This is a genomic window from Streptococcus thalassemiae (assembly GCF_903645285.1).
GTDB classification, from domain to species: Bacteria; Bacillota; Bacilli; order Lactobacillales; family Streptococcaceae; genus Streptococcus; species Streptococcus thalassemiae.
Genome location: NZ_CAHJXN010000001.1, coordinates 440,244 through 459,760 on the forward strand (window position 1 = coordinate 440,244; position 19,517 = coordinate 459,760).

The following is a 19,517-nucleotide window of genomic DNA, read 5'->3' on the forward strand; positions in this document are numbered from 1 at the left end:
GGAAAATCACTCGCTTCTGGAAAGCAACTTTCTCCTTTTTTATTTTATTGCAATACAAGTGATGCTGCTCCAATAACTCCAGCGTCATTTCCTAGAGTTGCAAGAGCTAATTTAGTAGATGTGCGTACTTGTGGGAAACTATTTTCATCGTAAACTTTTTGAACACCTTGTAGAAGGAATTCTCCCGCAGCTGACACACCACCACCGATGACGATTGTTGATGGGTTCAAAATTGAACCGATGTTGGCACAAGCGATTCCCAAGTAACGTGAGAAGTTACGGTAAACAATCAAAGCAAGGTCGTCTCCTTCTTTTGCAAGGTCAAAGACAGTCTTAGCAGTTACTTCTTCTCCGTTATCAATCAAGCGTTTCAAGGCTGCATCGCCTTCGTATTCATCGGCATAGCGACGAGTCAAGTTGACAATCCCTGTTGCTGAAGCAACTGTCTCAAGGCAACCTTTCTTACCGCAAGTACATGCAATTGGTTGGTCAAAGTCAACAGTGATGTGGCCAAGCTCACCTGCTGCACCAGCAACACCGTGAAGCAATTTGCCTTCTGCGACAATACCACCACCAACACCTGTACCAAGTGTCATAAAGACAACATCTGGTTGGTTATCTCCAGCACCCATCCAGCGCTCACCAAGAGCTGCCACGTTGGCATCATTATCGATGAAAAATGGAATGCCCAAGGCTTTTTCAATTTTCTCTTTAATTGGTTGAAGGGTTTTCCAGTTCAAGTTGTAGGCACCAATAACAGTCCCTTTTTCACGGTCAACCACACCTGGTGATCCCATTCCAATACCTTGGAAGTCCTCTGCTGTCAATCCAAGCAAGTCCAAACGGTGTTTAATAGACTCAATCATATCATCTACGATATGACTTCCCTCATCCAAAATGCTGGTCTTGATTGACCATTTTTCTTGGATTTCTCCTGCTGTTGTCAAGATTGCAAATTTGATAGAAGTTCCACCAAGGTCAATCCCAATAATCTTTTGACTCATCATATTCTCCTTTTTCATTGTATAATAATTGAAAATGCTTACAGCACTAGTATAACAAAATTCATTTACTTATGCAAAGGTTTGCATTAACTTTCTAAATTTTATCTGATTTATGGTTTCCAGAGACCTGAGGCATCTACATAGTAGCGGCCTCCATCAACTCACTCATTCTTAGCCATTTTACCATCTGATTTCAAATAGTAATTTCCTTGCCATGCATTGCGAGCGTATGAACCATCTGATTTCAAGTAATACCAGGCTTGATAAGAAGAGTCATAAACCCACTCACCTTGTGCCATTTTACCGTTTGACTTAAGGTAGTAAGCTCCTTGCCATGCATTCTTTGCATAAGATCCATCTGATTTCAAATAATACCAAGCTTGATAGGAAGAATCATAAATCCATTCGCTCTGTGCCATTTGACCATCTTCTTTCAGGTAATAGCTTCCCTGCCATGCATTTTTCACTGGATTGCCATTTCCATCAAAGTAATACCAAGCACCATCCTGCTTAACCCAGCCACTTGTTGTTGCTGAACTTGTATTGTTTTGAGCCGCAGTTGATTGTTTTGTTTTGAAAGCACCCTTAGGAGCATTTTTCAATTCGCAAGCCACACCATCATGATCGCGGTCTAACTTGGCAGAATAACCAGGATCCCCCTCATGAAGATCTGAATAGCCATTAGCCCAAGCTTCCTTACAGCTAGAAAAATGGATGTTTTCTTCTGCTAAAACAGATTGTGAAAGCAAAGCTAAAACTGACAACGTCGCCAAACTCATTTTAAAAAATAGACGTTTGTTCATTTATTTCTCCCATAATTATGATATCGATTTCATGTTTATTTTATCAGATTTATTTATTCAATTCAAGGAAAAATCAATCCTAGTTCTTATAACTTTTCATTACAATTCTTATTTTTGAATAAATAACTCATACAATCCTCTCACTGCATTACAGCCGTAAATAGCTTCTGCTTGGGCTAAATCTGCCAAGGTCAAGGCTTTCTCTTCTACCTGTCCTGTTTCCAGCAAATGCTGACGGTAAATTCCTGGCAAGATTCCAAATCGGATAGGCGGTGTGTAGAGTTTTCCAGCGATTTTCAGAACCAAATTTCCGATAGAGGTTTCAAGCAGTTCTCCTGACTTATTGTGGTAAATAATCTCTTGTTCCCCTAGGCTCAAATGCGGTCGGTGAGTCGTTTTAAAATAGGTAAAGGCTTGTTGCAAATTGGCTTCCTGAAGACAAAGTTTGGCCTCGCAAAAACTTGGACTAAGAGGTGTTAATACTTGACGACTGAGTTCTATCTTTCCAGATTTGCTGAGAGAAATTCGCAAGCGGTAATCTTGATTAGCATCACAAGCCTGACACTCTTCCTCTATCTTTTGTCTTAAGTCTTCTGCATCAAAAGGAAAGGAAAAATATCGACTTGCTTTTTTCAGTCTTTCTATATGTTGATTTTCAAATAGCAAGCTCTTCTGACTGATTTTTCCAGTTGTAATCAGTTGGAAACGAGCTTGTTTACGATAAAGTACAGCTGCTTTTTGATGAACTTCTCGGTATTCAGATTTCCAAGTGCTATCCCAAGTAATGCCTCCGCCAACTCCATAGATGGCTTTCCCTTGATGCAGTTGAATGGTCCGAATGGCGACATTAAAAATCCGTAGTCCATTTGGAAGCAAGAGACCAATCGTTCCACAGTAGACTCCACGCGGTTGTGGCTCCAGGTCCTTAATGATTTCCATAGTCGCAATTTTGGGTGCGCCCGTTATAGATCCGCAAGGAAAGAGTGAGCGGAAAATTTCAACAAGGTCCACATCCTCTCGCAACTGACTCTTGATAGTCGAAGTCATCTGCCAAACAGTTGAATACTGTTCCACTTGGCAAAGACGCTCCACGTGCTCACTTCCCACTTCAGAAATACGGTTCATATCATTGCGCAAGAGGTCCACAATCATCATATTTTCAGAGCGATTTTTAGGATCCTGCTCCAACCAACTGGCCTGTTCAAGATCTTCTTGGTCGGTCACGCCACGCTGAGTCGTTCCCTTCATTGGTCGCGTTGTCAACTCGCGGCCATTTTGCTCAAAAAAGAGCTCTGGACTCATGGAAATCACTGCCATCTCGTCATGTTCCACATAGGCATTGTAGCCCGCCTCCTGTTCTACCACCATGCGATTGTAGATAGCAAAAGGATTGGCGCTTAAATCTTGTTTGAGTTGGACGGTGTAGTTGACCTGATAGGTGTCCCCCTGCCGCAAATGATGGTGAATCTGAGCAATCGCCTTTTCATAGTCTGCTGCAGACGTTACTTCCTGCCAATTTGAAGGCAAATCAACCTCATCATAAGTCAGAGGAATAGGGGAAGTTTCTACGCTATCATGAACAGTAAAGTAAAGCAGGTACTCGCCCAGTAGAGGAGCCTTATGAACTGCTAATTTCTCCTCAAAAGCAGGTGCAGCCTCGTAGCTGACATAGCCCACCACATAGTAGCCCTGCTCTTGGTAGCTTTCCACTTGTGCCAGCAAGGCTGTTACTTCCGCTAAATCTCTCGTTTTTAACTCTTTGATAGGATGGGTGAAGGTGTATCTCTCCCCCAAAGCCCTAAAATCAATCACTGTTTTTCTATGCATATTTCAAGTATAGCATAAAAAGGCAGATCAAGAAAAACTTAATCTACCTTTTTACGACTTTATTCATCCCTATGCTTGTGGTGCAGTAAATAGATCACCAGAGAAACCGTCTGTGTTTTTAAGGACTTGTTTGTATATTTTTGATTTCAAAGCAACCGTATTTCGATATTTGTCTTTAATACTATTATCGTTTAATTCTGTTAAATCTTTAGTAACAGCTTCTTTGAATAATTCTTGTAATTTACTATACGTAGAGATGTTTTCTCCATCAATATTAATTTCTGTAAATCCTCTTTGAGCTTTTGTAAGAACTTCCCCATACCAAGCTTTTTTCCATTCTTCCAGGGTTTGGAATGTACCACCAGAAACTTTATCAATAATAAATTTATCACTCAATGTTGATTGTTTTTCTTTATTGGCTTCAGCTTTATATTTATTAGAAACATATCCGATGAATCCATTTTCATATCCATAATAACCCCACATACGGAAGGCATTGTGTTTAAATGATAAGGCACCTGGCGCACCATCACTTGAGTTACCTCCATAGATACCAGCCATCATATTAACATTAACATATGCAGAACCGAAGTCTTCAGGGCGATATCTACCATTACCTACACCATGTTTAGTTGCAAAGTTATTATCAACTAGTTGATCGATAGTTGTAAGAGCCATAGTCTTCTCAGTATCGTTTAAATCACGAACTAGATCCCATTGATGTGGTGCACCTTCTAACTTATTATAGCTAGCTTTTTCACGATATTTCTTATCGATTCTCTTGAACCACTTATCGTTAGTTCCAGTGTTTTTCTTAATTACAGATTCAGCTTCTAAGTAATCAAGCATCATCATAGATTCATTATAGTTCTTCATGTAGTGGTCAATTTTCTCACGGAGTTCTTCTGGTGTCAAATACGTAGTACTATCCGTTACAATCGCAATTTTCATTTACTAGACTCCTTTTCTTAAAATTAGCAATCACGTTACTTTATGTAGTATACCAAATATATATTAGGAGCAAACGTTGGAAATTAGCAGAGCCACAAAAAGGAGCTAGGCTTTCACCTAAACTCCTTAACACTAAAATTTTATTTTGTAAAAACTTCTTCTTTAAAACTATTTGTAGCTTGTAATAATTTTTTAAAGACTTTTTCTTTCAGTGAAACTGTGTTTGTATATGATTCTTTGCTTGTTCTAGCCATTTCTTCTTTATCTTTTTGAACTGCTTCTTGGAATAGTGTTTCCAATTGCGCATATGATGAAATGATTTTTCCGTCTATCTCAAATTCATGTATCCCATCTTTAGCTTGGGCTACAACTTTTTTGAAATATGCCTTCTTCCAATCTTCTAAAGTATGGAATTCACCTTCAGAAATTTTTTCAATAATATAGCTATCACTTAATACTTTATTTTCTTTTCGAGCTTCTGCACTATATTTATTTGATGCATAACCGACAAACCCTTTTTCATATCCATAGTATCCCCACAGACGGAATGTATTGTGTTTAAATGATAATGCTCCTGGAGAACCTTCACTCGTATTTCCTCCATAGATTCCTCCGGTAATTCGAACATTGACATATGCTGTTTGGAAGTCTTCCGGTTTATATAAACCATGGAAATCTCGATTTGTAATGAAATTGTTCATAATTAAATCATCGACAGAATTTAGCGGTACTTGTTTATCAGTATCATTCAACGGACGAACATTGTCCCATTGATCTTTAGAGTTAGCTGGATTTCGTAGTTGTTTGTCCATCTTCTTGAACCATTTGTGTTTTAATGCTGTATCCTGCTGTTTAACAACCGTATCCCCTTCTAAATAATCCAAGAGCATTAACGTATCATTATAGCCTTTCATATAATGATCAATTTCCTCACGTGATCTTAATTCGTTTGGATTTGTATTATACCATTGATTTCCATCGTTTGGACGAATGTAAGCCATATTCAATCCTAACGCTCCATAATCTCCTTGGTGCCCAATTTCAGAAGGCGATTGTAACATTCCTTGCGCAAACGCTTCAACATTAGTTCCCGGACGATGTCTCCATCCACCTAAGTAAGCCATACGGTCGTTAACGTGTGTCGTTTCATGCGTAAAAGCTGAAATCCCAAACGGACTAATCATATTGGTAAGCATAAAGAATACTGATGCTTCAGGTCTATTCGGATCATCATAGATAGATGCCATTGCCCCCATACGTGTATCAGTATTATGATATGTTCCTGTCGGTCCGAACACTTCCCGAATCGGTGCAATTGCTGTTCCTTGATTTGAATACCCTAGACGATTTGCAGATACACCTGGATATAATTGATTATCCCAGACCGGAGTTGGTACTATATTTTTACTCTTCAACAGACGTTCTCGAACATTTGGTAACGCTAATCGAGACCAGAAGTCTAAGTACGCTTGTTGAGCTGTAGCCACCTTATCAATTTCCGGTTTAAATGCATTTCTTTCTTCTTCCGTCATCTTGCCATATTTCTCAAATGAACTAAAGGCTAATGTATTATAAGTTGAAATTAAGAACATATGCGCATTCTTTACGTTTAGAAGCGGTAAAATCATCTTAGCATGGGTACCATTATTCAATCCATCGTAAGCACGATGTTTCTTATCTTTAAAATCTTCCGTCGTTGTCTCTGGTTCCGAAACATATACATGATCTCTCGTTGCATCAATAAACCAATCATTCATATTATCAATATTTGTAAATAATTTACGATTATAATCTAAGAATTGATGTAAATTACCAGACAATGTATCCTTCGCTAAGACTTCACGGAATGCATCTTGCGTACGGTTCCCTTTGAGGTTATTCTCTTTTGAACCAATCTCAATCAATCGATCCAATACACTTACGTTTTTACCATAGAAATCTGGTTTGAATAACATTAATTCTTTAATATTTACCTCTCCAAATTTTACTCCGTAATAACGATGTAGATACGTTAATCCAAGAATTAAAGCCGCTTTATTCTTTTCAACTTTATCTAAAATCATTTGTTGTGCTACTAGAGAATCATTTAATTGATGATTTTCATTTTGAACTAACTTAGTCACTAGTTCTGTTAAGTTATTCTTCACATAATCAAAGCTTTCTTCTAAGTAAAGATTTTTCACCGCATCAAATCTTCCTGCTCCCGGTCGGTTAAAGTGTTTATAAATAACATCTGATTGTAATTCAATCGGACTTAATTTTGAAACAATTCCATTCACTAAACCATCATAATTTTTTTGAACAATATTTAATGTATATTTAACTCCTAAATCTGTTACAGTGTATTCTTTAACATTACTTAATCCTTCTGTACTGCCAGATAGATTTAAGTATTCTTTTGTTCCATCCGCATAGTGAATCATAATTTTATTCACTTCTTCTAAATTTGTAACGAATTTTGTATCATGCATTGGTGTTACAGAAAGAACTTCTTTCGTATTTAAGTTATGTGATTTATCCAATTTATTAGCTTGATGTACAATATATTCTTTATTATAGAATGGTTGTAATTTTTCAAAATTCTTATATGCTAATTTATATTCATCGTTATAATCTTGGATTTGATTATAAGCAGAATTTTGAGACACTGTTGCGTTTAATGTAGCCACTAGTGATTTTTCGCTTTCAAAAGTATTAGCAGTAATATTATAGCTAGCTACTTTTTCATCAGCTTCTTCTTTTGTCAATTCAATTTGTTTATTAGGATATTTAGTGTATGACTTTTTACCTTCACTATATCCAGCTACACTGTATAATTTATCAATTTGTGGATGTGCATAATCATCATCAATATCATTTGAACCAAATAACATTTCTGCATTTTTCACTTTTACATAACTAACATTATCTTTTACTGTACCAAAAGGCCATGTCTTACTTGCAAACGCTCCAGTTTGTACTGGCGTAACTACATTAATCATTCCTTTGGCAACAGATTTGGTCAAGTTTCCTTTAGTTCCAGTTAAATAATCGCCTACCATTCCGTATTCAACATATGGAATTAGTGAGCTTGCTCTTACGTTATTACCTGTTAATGTTGCATCTACATAAGTTCTCGTTACAATGCCTCGATAATTTTTATCAGCAATACCACCTAACATAGAACCATTTGCATGTAATTTTCCGATGAATGCAACATTTTCAATGCGAGTTCCATCGTTCATATTATTAACAACACCCGCTACATTATTACGTCCAATAACAGAACCTGTAATTTTAACATCTTCAATGACAGAAGTGCCATTCATTGTATTTGCTATTGTAGCAACACCATCATCATTTTTACGATCGATATCGACATCTTCAAAATTAATATTTTTTATAGTAGCATTCTTAATAACATTGAATAAAGGTCGTTCTAACTCTGTAATAGCATAACGTTTTCCGTCTTCACTTAATAATTTTCCTGTAAATTCACTCGTGATATACGATTTTCCATTCGCAGATGCATTTCTAGCACTCATACTTTGACCTAATCGGTATTCTCCTGCTGGATCTTTTTGCATTGCTGAAACTAAATCTTCAAAATCATAATAAACATTTCCGTTAGCTGCAACTGATTTTTCAATGTAATGAGTATATTCAGATTCAAATGTTTGATCTTTTTGACGCCCAACTAAATTATCTGCTGTTGCAGTTACTTTATACATTTGTTTTCCATCAACGGTTACTTCTTCAATATTTTTCACTGCTAATAATGTTGATTTTTGATCATGTGAAGTGACTTTTAAGTAGTATTTACTCTTATCCTCTGGGATTGATTTTAATCTAGATTCATTCGTTTCTGTTTCTTGATCATATTTAATTAAATCAGTCCTTCGAATATCTTTGATTTCAACTTTTTTAAGATCTAATTGAATTTTTTTATCTTCTAATGTTTGAGTTTCTTCGCCTTCTCCACGATCATAAACCATTTTTGTAGATAGAGTGTAGCCTTTATAATATTTCAAGTCTTTTAATGTTGCTTGTAAATCATTTTCCGGCACGTCAACTTCTTTAACTACTTCACCAGCTTCATTTTTTAAAGCAACTTTAATCGATTTAATCGTAACTCCAACTGGTTTATTTAAAGTGTATTTAGCGGTAGCGCTCTTCTTCAATTCATCTTTATCTGTTGTATTCCATTGTAATGTTGGTTTTTCTAAACCTTTTGTTCCTTGTTTGATAATTTTATCTTGAGGTTGTAAGATAACTTTTTCTTCTACTGTTGGAGCTTCGTTTGTTTTTTCTCCGCGAATCGTTTTATATGTCTTGGTAATTTGTTTCTTGCCATCTACACCTTCTTGAGCAACTTTAGTTGTTCCACGTTTTAAAGTGTCATCATCTTCTGTTTTTGTAGCAAAAGGAATGGCTTCTTCTCTTGTTTCAATTGTTGTTCCTTCAACTGGTTTTGTTCCTTTTTTAACGACTTTAGAAACGGCAGGCGTTTTTACTTCTGTAGTTGTAGAAAGAACTTTATCTGTCTCTACACCTTCCACTGTTTCGTAAGTTGTTTTCGTAACTTGAACTCCTTTAGACCCTTGACGTTCAACAACTTCTTCATCTACATATTTTGTGTCATCCGGAACTACTTCTGTTGTGAAATCTAATTCACTTTCGGTAGACTTCTCAACTGTACCTGTTGTTACTTTATATTCTGGATTTACTTCTTGTACTGGTGCTTGACCTTCTTTGCCTTCTTCTTGCGTCCCCTTAGCTGTTTTGGTCTCCTCTTTTGGTTCTACAGTTTCTTCAGCCTTGGTATCTGGAGTTGACTCTTCTTGTTTCGGTGTTTCTTCCGCAGTCTTCTCTTCTTTAGAAGCTTCTGGTTGCTTTTCTGGAGAGACTGGTGCCTTTTCGCCTTCACTTGGCGCGACTGGTTCACCTGCTTGTTCAACTTTTGGTTCCTCAGCTGGTTCTGTTTGTTTTTCTACAGCAGGCGTTTCAACTTTTGGTTCTTCAACAGGTTGATTAGCAGCCTCATCTTTTGTTTTTACTACTTCTGGCTGTGTATCTTCTTGTTTCGGTGTCTCTTCCGCTCCCCTATTTTCTTTAGGAACTTCTGGTTGTGATGAATCTTTTGGTATCCTTGGTTGCTCCGGTTGTGTAGGTTGCACGGGTTGTTCTACTGGTGGTTCAACTTTTGGCTCCTCAGCTGGTTTATCTGATGGTTGACTTTCTGGCTTGACTGGTGCTTGTTCATCTATTTTTGAATCAACTGCTCCACTTACTTCTTCAACTGGAGCTGGTTCTGCTGAAGCTTCTTTTTCATCTTTTCCTTTAGGGAGGGGTTCGTCAGTAGGTTTTACCTCCGATTTTGGTTCTCCCTTTGGACTTTCTTCTGTTTTAGGTGCTTCTTCTTTTGGAGCTTCCTCTGTCTCTACTGCTTGGTTTTCTGGCTTAGCTTGCTCCTGATTTATTGTTACTTGGGGCTTCTCAACTTCGACCACAGTTACCTCTCCAGGTTTAGCTGAGGCTTCTTCTAAAACAGTGTCCAAGCCAAGCGTTTTGAGGATGTCACCTGATAGATAACCAACATAGCGATAGCCCTCCATTTCAACAACACCCTCTCGACTAGCCGGTGCTAGAGTAGCAACTGGGTCTACAGCTCCTGCACTAGGAAGAACTACCAATCCCATAGCTCCAACTAGAAAGACGCTGGCAATTTTCTTTCTCTTGTAGATTACAAGCAAGCTCCCAACAGTCAGTAAACCAAAAGCTGTCAAAACAGATGCTTCTGTCCCTGTTTGTGGCAACTGGTCTTTTTGATACACCAAACCATATACAACTTCATTTCCATCAGGCTTTCCTGTCTGGATTAAATCCTTAGCTTCTTGTGAAATAACCTCTTTATCTACATAGTGATAGGTGGCTGCGTCCACTACAGAAGGAGCCATCAAAAGGCTTCCAAGAAATACAGAACCTACAACTCCCTTAATCTTACGAATTGAAAAACGGTCTTTTTTAAACACTTTCATCTCCTTTATTCATTCTCACGACTTTCTGATAGAATCTTGCGGATAGTGCGCACGCGCACCTCCGACTAATTTTGGACGACTAGCCAGCGCCGTTACATGGGCATGACCAATCTCTCTCAAAAGAGGGCGAATCGGAACCTGAACATGCTTGACATGCATGCCAATTGCAGTGTCTCCGATATCCAATCCAGCATGAGCCTTGATAAATTCAACCTCAACTGGATCCTGCATAAACTTGAAGGCTGCTAACTGCCCCGAACCTCCTGCATGAAGAGTTGGAAGGACACTGACGATTTCCAGACCAAACTGCTCTGCCACCTGACGTTCAACAACGAGGGCACGATTGACATGTTCACAACCTTGAACGGCTAAATGGATACCTCTACTACCTAGAATACCCAAGATAGTCTCCACTATCAGCTCACCAATCTCTTGACTGGATTCTTTCCCAATCTGACCACCTATCACCTCACTAGAAGATAGACCTAAAACAAAAAGGGCCCCCTGCTTCAAATTGGCCTTTTCTAAAACATCTTCTAATACCTGACGTGTTTCTCTTTGAATCTGTGTCTCGTTCATCTCTGCCACCTCTTTTGTCACTATCTATCATACCGTTTTTTCTTGTTTTTAGCAAGATAGACAACCTAGAAAGCTTGCCCAATTACGCATAAAACTCCCAGAATTGACTGGGAGTTAGCTAGTTTATATTCTATTTATGTATATTTCCACTTTCGTCCCTTTTTGGGGCCTAGAATCAATCTTCATCTGGTAATTGTCTCCAAAATGAAGTTTGAGTCGCTGATCAACATTTTGCAGACCAACTCCTCCACGTTTGAGTTGACTTTGACTACTATCACCAGCATCTTGGAAACCAACACCATCATCCTCAATACGGATGATCAATCCTAAATCCTGTTTCTGGACAGAGACTTTAATATGGCCCTGACCTTCCTTTTCCTTAATGCCATGGTAAAGAGCATTCTCTACCAGAGGTTGCAACACCAGCTTAGGCAAGACCAGATTATCAAAGGCAGGATTTTCCTCAATCTCGTATTCCAGCTTATCTCCATAGCGTTGTTTCTGGATAAAGAGATACTGGCGAACATGATTGATTTCATCAGACAGGCAAATCAAATCTTTACCTTGATTGAGCGCTAGGCGAAAATAGGTTGCCAAGGACTTGGTCACCTGAACCACACGCTGACTATCCTGAAATTCAGCCATCCAGATGATGGTATCCAAGGTGTTATAGAGGAAATGTGGATTAATCTGGCTCGAAAGGGCTTGAAGTTCATACTGACGGGTCGTTTCTTCCTGCCTGCGAATAGCTGCCATCAACTGATCAATCTGATCCAACATGGCATTAAATTGGCGAGTTACTTCTCTCAGTTCATAGGCACCAGCTTCCTTGGCACGAAGATTTTGAGAACCAGAAGCAATTTCCAGCATGGTTTCTCTCAAATCCCTTAAAGGAGCAATCCAGCGTTTAAGACTGAACCACACTAAGCAGAGACAGACAAGAAGAGATGTGACACTGGCCCCAAGCAAGGTCCACATGAGTTGACTCCTAACCTGGTCTAACTTCTCCAACGAAGACACACCAAGCACCGTCCAATCAGTTCCAGCAATCTTTTCCTGACTGACGTAGGATTTGTGATCTGGAGTATAGCCCTGCCCTGTCTCAATATAGGGTTTCATGGCCTCCATTTCGCTAGACGAACTATAAACTGTGTGTTGAGGATGGTAAACAAATTCATGATTTTCATTGATGATAAAAGCAAATCCCTGCTGACCCAGCTGAAGCTGGTTGAGATAGGCTTCCAGAGTTTCGTAGGAAATATCCAAACGAAGCACGCCCAGATTGGCTCCCTTTGCATCAACAAGTTCCTGAGTGACAGAAATGACCCACTGACTATCTGATTTACGAGCTGGAGTCAAAACGGGCATGGCTCCCTGATGAATGGCCTTTTGGTACCAATCCTCAGCCATCATATCAGAGGAAGTTTTCATCTGCACACTGTCATCTGTAGAAATGACCTGACCTGATTTGGTGACCAGTACAACAGCTTTCAAGTCCTGGTCTGCCTTCAAGATAGTTAAAAATAGATCTCGAATTCCCCTGACCTTGTCTTGACTGGGATTCTCAGCATAGGCCAGAACATCCGTCTGCTGGGTCAAACCGGTCGAGGTGGTTTCTAATTTTTTGATATAAGACTGGATAAAGTGGCTAGTTTGGCTGATAGTCGTCTGGCTATTGCCCTCAATGCTAGCCTCAATGGCTGATGAACTAGATTGATAGTAGAAAGTCCCAACCAGAGCTAGGAGAACGAGAAAGACCAGAAAGATGGAAATAACCATTCTGACTAGGAGAGAAGAACGCTTCATCGACCTTCCCCCTTCTTAAACTGACGAGGTGTCACACCTGCAATATGCTTAAAGCGTTGGGTAAAATAGTTCATATCTTCAAAACCAACCTTTTCGGCTATCTCATAAATCTTTAAATCCGTGGTCAGAAGCAAGAGCTTGGCTTGTTTGACACGTTCTCTCACCAAATAATCCTGAAAAGGCAAGCCCAACTCTTTCTTAATCAAGGAACTCAGATAAGTTGGACTAAAGCCCAAGTCACTGGCCAAAGACTTTAAACTAAATTGGCTATCAGCCAGATGGGACTGGATTTTCTGGGCCATGTTTCCTTCAAACTTATCGGTCAATAAATCTTGTAATTGCTCTTCTTTCTCTTCCTTATCCAACTTTTGCTTGATTTTCCCCAACATTTCCTCAATATCCTGACGAGAAAAGGGCTTAAGCAGGTAGTCATCCACACCGAGTTTGACAGCAGACAAGGCATAATCAAAATCATCGTAGCCTGTCAAAAAAACTAAATGAACCTGAGGATAGGTTTCTCTGACCAGACTGGCCAACTGGATACCATTTAGATGAGGCATGTTGATATCGGTTAAAATGATATCTGGCACCTGCTTTTGTATCAAGTCCCAAGCCTGCCTTCCATTTTCAGCCTGACCGATGATTTCCATATCGTAGGCTGCTACATTAACCAGTTTAGTCAAGCCTTGTCTTACCAGATATTCATCTTCTACGATTAAGATTGTGTAGGTCATGCTCCGCTCCTTTACCACTTACTAGTATCAGTATAGCAAAATTCTCCTCTAACTGCTTAGGAAAGACTTCTTAATCAACATAATCTAGTAAATAAGCATAGCCTTTTTCTTCCATTTGGTCTTTGGGAATAAAGCGGATGGAAAGACTATTGATACAGTAGCGCAAGCCGCCCTTGTCCTGTGGACCGTCCGTAAAGACATGCCCAAGGTGAGAATCTCCCACTCGACTCCGCACTTCCATGCGTGTCATATTGTAGGACTTATCTTCCTTGTAGGTAGCAACATCTGGGCTGATGGGCTGGGTGAAACTAGGCCAACCACAACCAGACTCAAACTTATCCTTTGATGAAAAGAGGGGTTCTCCAGTTGCCACATCCACATAGATACCAGATTCAAATTTATCCCAGTAGCGGTTTGAAAAAGCTCGCTCTGTTTGATTTTTCTGGGTAACTGCATACTCCTCAGGTGACAGGGTCTTTTTCAATTCCTCATCACTTGGTTTTGGATATTTGCTGGCATCGATGACAGGGTAGGCAGCCTGATTGACATTGATATGGCAGTAGCCATTTGGATTTTTCTTGAGATAGTCTTGGTGGTAATCCTCTGCCACTACAAAATTCTTCAAGGTTTCCTTTTCAACTGCTAGAGGTTGATCGTATTTCTTAGCCACCTCATCAAAGACTTGGTTGATTACCTCCAAATCCTTGTCATCTGTGTAATAAACACCAGTACGGTACTGGGTTCCCACATCATTTCCTTGTTTATTTTTGCTGGTTGGATTGATAATGCGGAAATAATGAAGCAGAATTTCCTTGAGGGAAATTTGATTGGCGTCATAGGTGACATGGACAGTCTCCGCATGTCCTGTTTGGTTGATCAATTCGTACTTGGTTGTTTCCCCTCTACCATTTGCATAACCTGAAACGGCATCTGTCACTCCGGGAACGCGGGAGAAGTATTCCTCTACTCCCCAGAAACATCCCCCAGCTAGATAAATTTCATGCAAGTCTGCGTCTTTACTAATTTCTGTTTTTTTCACTGTTTTTCCTCCTTGGCTAACTGATGCTTTCTCAATTTGCGAGCTATCTGTCTGCCCTGCATTTCGCATCAATAGAAAATAGAAACCGGTTATGGCTAGGAAAAATACTCCTAGCAACAAGATGATTTTTAGCTTATCATTCATAGGACACCTCCTAGGCTAATTCCTTCAAAGTTTGCAAAATCGCATCTTTTTCCATAAAACCTGGTTGGGTTTTGACCAATTTTCCTTCACCATCTATAAAGGCTTGAGTTGGGTAGGAACGAACGCCATAAGTTTCCAAAAGTTTGCCTGATGGGTCAACTAGGACTGGGAAATTTTTATAATCCAATCCCTTATACCAGTTCTTAAAGTCCGTTTCAGATTGCTCTCCCTTATGTCCTGGTGATACTACTGTCAAGACCACATAATCATCACCAGCATCCTTAGCGATTTCATCCGTGTCTGGAAGACTAGCCAGACAGATGGAGCACCAAGACGCCCAGAATTTGAGATAGACTTTCTTTCCCTTGTAATCAGACAAGCGATAGGTCTTGCCATCTACTCCAGTTAGCTCAAAATCAGCCACTTCTTTCCCTTTAGCCGTGCTTGTTTTACTAGCTGTCTGCTCCATCTTCATCTCATCTTTCATTTGGTGTTCACTGGTCATGGACTTGCCTGAACAAGCCGTCAAACAAAGGAGCGAACCTGCTCCAAGAACACATGTTTGCCATTTTTTCATACTGATATTCCTTTCCATTTTATTCAAATAATTGACTTAAAATTGAAGCATTTCCAAATAGAACCAAGAGTCCCATCACAATAATGAGAAAACCACCCACTTTTTTGAGGATTCCGAGATAGGGATGAAGTTTTCGGAAATGTTTCAAAACATAACTAGAGGCTAGAGCTAGAAGCAAGAATGGTAGCGCCAAACCCAACGTGTACACCAACATGAGACCCGCTCCCTGCCAAGCTCCTGAACCACCTGAAGCCGCCAAGGCTAAAACAGAGCCAAGAACCGGCCCTACACAAGGCGTCCAAGCAAAACTAAAGGTCAAACCCAATAAAAATGCCTGACTATAGCCCTTACCATTTTGCCCCTGTCCTTGCAGTTGTAACCTCTTTTCCTTATAAAGCCCCTTAAAGCTTAGAATCTCCATCTGGTGCAAGCCTAAGAGAATGATAACCGCACCCGTCACATATTGGAACCAAGAAGCATAAAGCAAATCGCCTAAAAAACCAGCTCCATAGCCTAGTAAAATAAAGATAAAGGAAATTCCTGCTATAAAGGCCAGAGTTCGCAATAAACTAGTAACTGAGATTGAAAATTTGTTGCTAGAAGCCTGAGCACCATCCTTATCATCTAGTAACACCCCTGCATAGACTGGTAACAAGGGTAAGATACAAGGAGAAAAGAAGGATAGAATCCCTGCCAAAAAGACACTTAGAAAAAAGAAAATATGACCCATAAAGTTCCTCCTATCATTTTATTGATAGATTTATTATACTCCTTCCATTTTCGAAAAAACAGGGACAATGATAGGGAAAAATAGGAATTTAATCAGATAATTTAGAAATCTTGGACAAAAACTATACAAAAAACTGTCAAAGCACAAAAGCGCATAGTATCAAGGCTTTATAGAACCTTGATACTATGCGCTTTTGTAATGGATAAATAGTTAGTCTTTTCTAAAACTAGGATCTTTCAAACTCTGCACACTGGCATTGATCACCGCGCCTAGGATAACAATTTTAGCAATCAAGATAAACCAAAACATCATAACAACAAGAAGAACAGAACCTAAAATTCGGACGTCCACCAAATGATGGACATAGTAATTGAGATAACTAGAGAACAGAGTTAGTAAACCTAAAATCACTAAGAGAACAAAGGCACTACCTGGTAGGGTATAACTAAGTTTCCTGTTAGATAGATTGGGAAGAAAATAATAAAGCATGACCAAGATAGCAAAGAGCAGGGCGTAAGTCAGAGGACCTGCCAACCCTTGTAAAGCCTGATAGATAATGCCATCTTTTGTCCAATAATGAGCAAGTAAATCCAAAATCATCTGCCCAAACAAGCTCAAAAACAAGGCAAAAGCAAAGAGGAGCTGTAAACCAAAACTGACTAGGAGACTCACCATCTGATGGGAAATAAGTCCACGACTCTTTTCGACGCCATAAGCCTTGTTAAAAGCTTTTTGCAAGAAATTCATAGATTTTGAAAAACTCCATAACGCCGATAAAACAGAAAAACTCAATAAACCTGTTGAAGGTTGGGTCAAGACTTCTCTGGCTATTTTTTCCACACCTTCATAGAGGCTTGGAGGCAGGACGTCTTTCACAAATCCCAGAAATTCTCCCACAGGAATCTGAAAATAGGGGAGGATATTGACCACCACCAAAAGAAGTGGAAAAATCGAAATCAACCAATAGTAGGCTACTGCGACACTGGTCAACTCACTATCTGATGCTTGATAATAATGCAAAAAGGCTTTTAATAAAGGCTTGTCTATCAGCTCTTTCCACCACTTCTTCATGTCACACTCCTTCACTTATAATCTTATACTCAATGAAAATCAAATAGCAAACTAGGAAACTAGGCGTAGGTTGCTCAAAGCCCTGCTTTGAGGTTGTAGATGAAACTGACGAAGTCAGTCACATATATAATCCAAGGCGACGCTGACGTGGTTTGAAGAGATTTTCGAAGAGTATTAACTAATTTCTTCTTACCAATTCCACCATATCATAAGGCAGGGTATTGGCAGCTTCCTTCAAGGAATAGTTCTCTAAGTTATTGACATTTTGTCGTAACTTCTTGGCATACTTGGTCGTAATCAATCGTTTTTCTTCGTATTCGAAAATCAACTTGCGCTCCAGATAATAGCCTCTCAGCATTTCATCGATATTGTTGGGTTTGACACGATTGATAACCCGTTCGACAAAGGCACCACTACTGATAATAGCTGTTTCACGGAGACGAGACTCCTGCATAAAACTAATCAAAGAGCGTCTATAGACTCCCTTCAGATTTTCCAAACTTTCAATAATCATCTCTGTATTGGCAAGATAGAGTTCTGCAATTTGGTCATAATCAAGAGCACGGAGACGGCTTTGCTCCTTGTCCTTCCAGCTACGGAAAGTCCTCCCGAGAGTAAAAACTTCATGAAGGAGAAAACGTAAAATCCGCAAAGAAACAAGGAAATAATAGGTCAATCGTGACGCAAATTTACGATTGATGCCTCGTTCTATATTTTTCAGATAACGTTGGTAAACTCGGTAAGCACGATTGCTAATGTTCCCCTCTTCATAGGCCTGTTCCAATCCATCACTTTCAATACTAAGAATCAAGAGTTTCAAAGCAGCCCAGTCTTCTTGAGCCCCCTTATTTTCTTGACTCAGGATGAGATTTTCAATACGTCCATGATAATTGTCAATAGCCGCATAGAGGGGAAGTTTATTTCTGGTGCCTTCCAACTCTTTTTCCAACTCTATCGTCACTTCATTCAAAATGGCGATATGCATGAGATAGTCCTTACTGTCTTCCTGTTCATCAGAAAGATGAGGCAAGACCAAGAGACCTGTTAAAAAGCTGACAAGCGTCACACCTGCAACAAGGAAAAGTAAGAGAGGATACTCCTGCTCTAGATTACTTGGTATCAAGAGAATCGTAGCAATTGACACGGTTCCCTTGACACCTGAGAAGGTCAAAAGAAGCATGTCCTTCATATACTTATTTAACTTTTTCTTGAGACGTCGAGTCCTATAGGCATAATAGCCATAAATCATGACAAAACGAATGGCAAAGAGGAGAACGGTCAGGGAGACAAGAGATAGCAATAAAAGTAAGGGATTATAGATTGGATTGGTCAAGATAGGCTCTGCTATCATTTCCAGCTCCATCCCTAAAATCACAAAGACAGAACCGTTGAGCATAAAGTTCACTGTATGCCAGACTGTCTCGGTTACCGTATCCACTTGGGCTTCGAGGAGCGTAATTTTCTTAAAACGGCTTGCCTTTAAAATCCCAGCAACTACAACGGCAATAATCCCTGAAACATGGACTTCTTCTGCCAGGAAGAAGGTCACCAGAGGCAAACTCAATTCTAATAAAAGTTCGCTGGCAATATCCGTTGCTCGCACACTTAGCAAGAAGCTATGGAGGAAACGATTGGTCATGGCTGTTAAAAAGCCAATCAAAAAACCGCCTAGGATTGAAAAGATGAGCGAACTACTCGCTTGCCCAAGGGAAAAGGCTCCAGTTGTCCAAGCTGTCAAAGCTACCTGAAAAGCCACCAAACCAGATGCATCATTCAAAAGTCCTTCACCCTTAAGGATATTGGACACGCGCTTAGGAAAGCTAAACCGCTCTGAAAGAGAGGCAAAGGCCACCAAATCCGTAGGCCCAAGAGCTGCCCCAACAGCCAAGCAAGCTGCCAAGGGAAGGCTGAGCCAAAGAAGATGGGCCAAACCTCCCAAACTCAGGGTCGAGATAAAAATCACTGGAAATATGAGATAAACAATGATTCGCCAGTGTTTTAAAATAGCCGTAATATCCGCTTCTTCCGACTCTCGAAAAAGCAAGGGTCCAATAACCAGTGCCAAAAACAACTCTGTATTGAGGTGAAAGTCGGTATTGGGTAAAAATAGACCAATCACAATTCCCAAAAGAATCTGCACCAAAGGGAGTGGCAAAAAAGGCAGGAGCTTATTGGTTGTACTCGAGACAATCAAGACCAGTAAAAATAGGATAAGGTAAATCAGTAATTCCACGC

11 protein-coding genes and 2 pseudogenes are annotated in these 19,517 nt (G+C 39.6%); all 13 read right to left on the minus strand.

Features of this window, described 5'->3' with window-relative positions; all coding sequences use genetic code 11:
• Positions 1-44 precede the first annotated feature (44 nt).
• The 13 genes and pseudogenes from HWX15_RS02330 to HWX15_RS02390 all read right to left on the minus strand — a co-directional run bounded on the left by HWX15_RS02330 (position 45) and on the right by HWX15_RS02390 (position 19,515).
• Positions 45-1,004, minus strand: coding sequence for an ROK family glucokinase (locus HWX15_RS02330; RefSeq protein ID WP_175880151.1), 960 nt, complete (start codon positions 1,002-1,004; stop codon positions 45-47).
• 164 nt (positions 1,005-1,168) lie between these two features.
• Positions 1,169-1,807 (minus strand): annotated as a pseudogene (locus HWX15_RS02335) (excalibur calcium-binding domain-containing protein); the annotation flags it as partial.
• Positions 1,808-1,915: 108 nt separating this feature from the next.
• Positions 1,916-3,634, minus strand: coding sequence for an aminodeoxychorismate synthase component I (gene pabB / locus HWX15_RS02340; RefSeq protein ID WP_175880153.1), 1,719 nt, complete (start codon positions 3,632-3,634; stop codon positions 1,916-1,918).
• Between the two features lie 69 nt (positions 3,635-3,703).
• Positions 3,704-4,531 (minus strand): annotated as a pseudogene (locus HWX15_RS02345) (ZmpA/ZmpB/ZmpC family metallo-endopeptidase); the annotation flags it as partial.
• 194 nt (positions 4,532-4,725) lie between these two features.
• On the minus strand, positions 4,726-10,596 hold the full coding sequence (locus tag HWX15_RS02350) for a ZmpA/ZmpB/ZmpC family metallo-endopeptidase (RefSeq protein WP_175880155.1): 5,871 nt from the start codon (positions 10,594-10,596) through the stop codon (positions 4,726-4,728).
• A gap of 21 nt (positions 10,597-10,617) precedes the next feature.
• Positions 10,618-11,181: a TIGR01440 family protein gene (locus HWX15_RS02355; RefSeq protein ID WP_061438789.1), complete on the minus strand. Its 564-nt coding sequence runs from the start codon at positions 11,179-11,181 to the stop codon at positions 10,618-10,620.
• Positions 11,182-11,304: 123 nt separating this feature from the next.
• Positions 11,305-12,987: a cache domain-containing sensor histidine kinase gene (locus HWX15_RS02360; protein ID WP_175880156.1), complete on the minus strand. Its 1,683-nt coding sequence runs from the start codon at positions 12,985-12,987 to the stop codon at positions 11,305-11,307.
• Positions 12,984-13,721, minus strand: a complete 738-nt coding sequence (locus HWX15_RS02365) for a response regulator transcription factor (protein ID WP_175880157.1) — start codon at positions 13,719-13,721, stop codon at positions 12,984-12,986. The genes HWX15_RS02360 and HWX15_RS02365 overlap by 4 nt, the downstream gene beginning before the upstream one ends.
• Before the next feature lie 70 nt (positions 13,722-13,791).
• Complete coding sequence (gene msrB / locus HWX15_RS02370) at positions 13,792-14,904, minus strand: peptide-methionine (R)-S-oxide reductase MsrB (RefSeq protein WP_175880158.1); 1,113 nt, start codon at positions 14,902-14,904, stop codon at positions 13,792-13,794.
• Between the two features lie 10 nt (positions 14,905-14,914).
• Positions 14,915-15,481, minus strand: coding sequence for a TlpA family protein disulfide reductase (locus tag HWX15_RS02375; RefSeq protein WP_050105147.1), 567 nt, complete (start codon positions 15,479-15,481; stop codon positions 14,915-14,917).
• A gap of 19 nt (positions 15,482-15,500) precedes the next feature.
• Positions 15,501-16,211 carry a thiol-disulfide oxidoreductase-associated membrane protein CcdA2 gene (gene ccdA2 / locus HWX15_RS02380; protein WP_175880159.1) on the minus strand — a complete coding sequence of 237 codons (711 nt, stop codon included), beginning with the start codon at positions 16,209-16,211 and terminating at the stop codon, positions 15,501-15,503.
• Between the two features lie 210 nt (positions 16,212-16,421).
• Positions 16,422-17,282, minus strand: a complete 861-nt coding sequence (locus HWX15_RS02385) for a YihY/virulence factor BrkB family protein (RefSeq protein ID WP_175880160.1) — start codon at positions 17,280-17,282, stop codon at positions 16,422-16,424.
• A gap of 178 nt (positions 17,283-17,460) precedes the next feature.
• Entirely contained in the window at positions 17,461-19,515 is a 2,055-nt protein-coding gene (locus HWX15_RS02390) for a cation:proton antiporter (protein WP_175880161.1), read from the minus strand.
• Between the last annotated feature and the right edge of the window lie 2 nt (positions 19,516-19,517).

Bases quoted from the DNA above. Each gene is read 5' to 3' on its own strand.
- HWX15_RS02355 (WP_061438789.1), bottom strand. From the start codon at position 11,181: ATGAACGAGACACAGATTCAAAGAGAAACACGTCAGGTATTAGAAGAT.
- HWX15_RS02360 (WP_175880156.1), bottom strand. From the start codon at position 12,987: ATGAAGCGTTCTTCTCTCCTAGTCAGAATGGTTATTTCCATCTTTCTG.
- msrB (WP_175880158.1), bottom strand. From the start codon at position 14,904: ATGAATGATAAGCTAAAAATCATCTTGTTGCTAGGAGTATTTTTCCTA.
- pabB (WP_175880153.1), bottom strand. From the start codon at position 3,634: ATGCATAGAAAAACAGTGATTGATTTTAGGGCTTTGGGGGAGAGATAC.
- HWX15_RS02385 (WP_175880160.1), bottom strand. From the start codon at position 17,282: ATGAAGAAGTGGTGGAAAGAGCTGATAGACAAGCCTTTATTAAAAGCC.
- ccdA2 (WP_175880159.1), bottom strand. From the start codon at position 16,211: ATGGGTCATATTTTCTTTTTTCTAAGTGTCTTTTTGGCAGGGATTCTA.
- HWX15_RS02375 (WP_050105147.1), bottom strand. From the start codon at position 15,481: ATGAAAAAATGGCAAACATGTGTTCTTGGAGCAGGTTCGCTCCTTTGT.
- HWX15_RS02365 (WP_175880157.1), bottom strand. From the start codon at position 13,721: ATGACCTACACAATCTTAATCGTAGAAGATGAATATCTGGTAAGACAA.
- HWX15_RS02330 (WP_175880151.1), bottom strand. From the start codon at position 1,004: ATGAGTCAAAAGATTATTGGGATTGACCTTGGTGGAACTTCTATCAAA.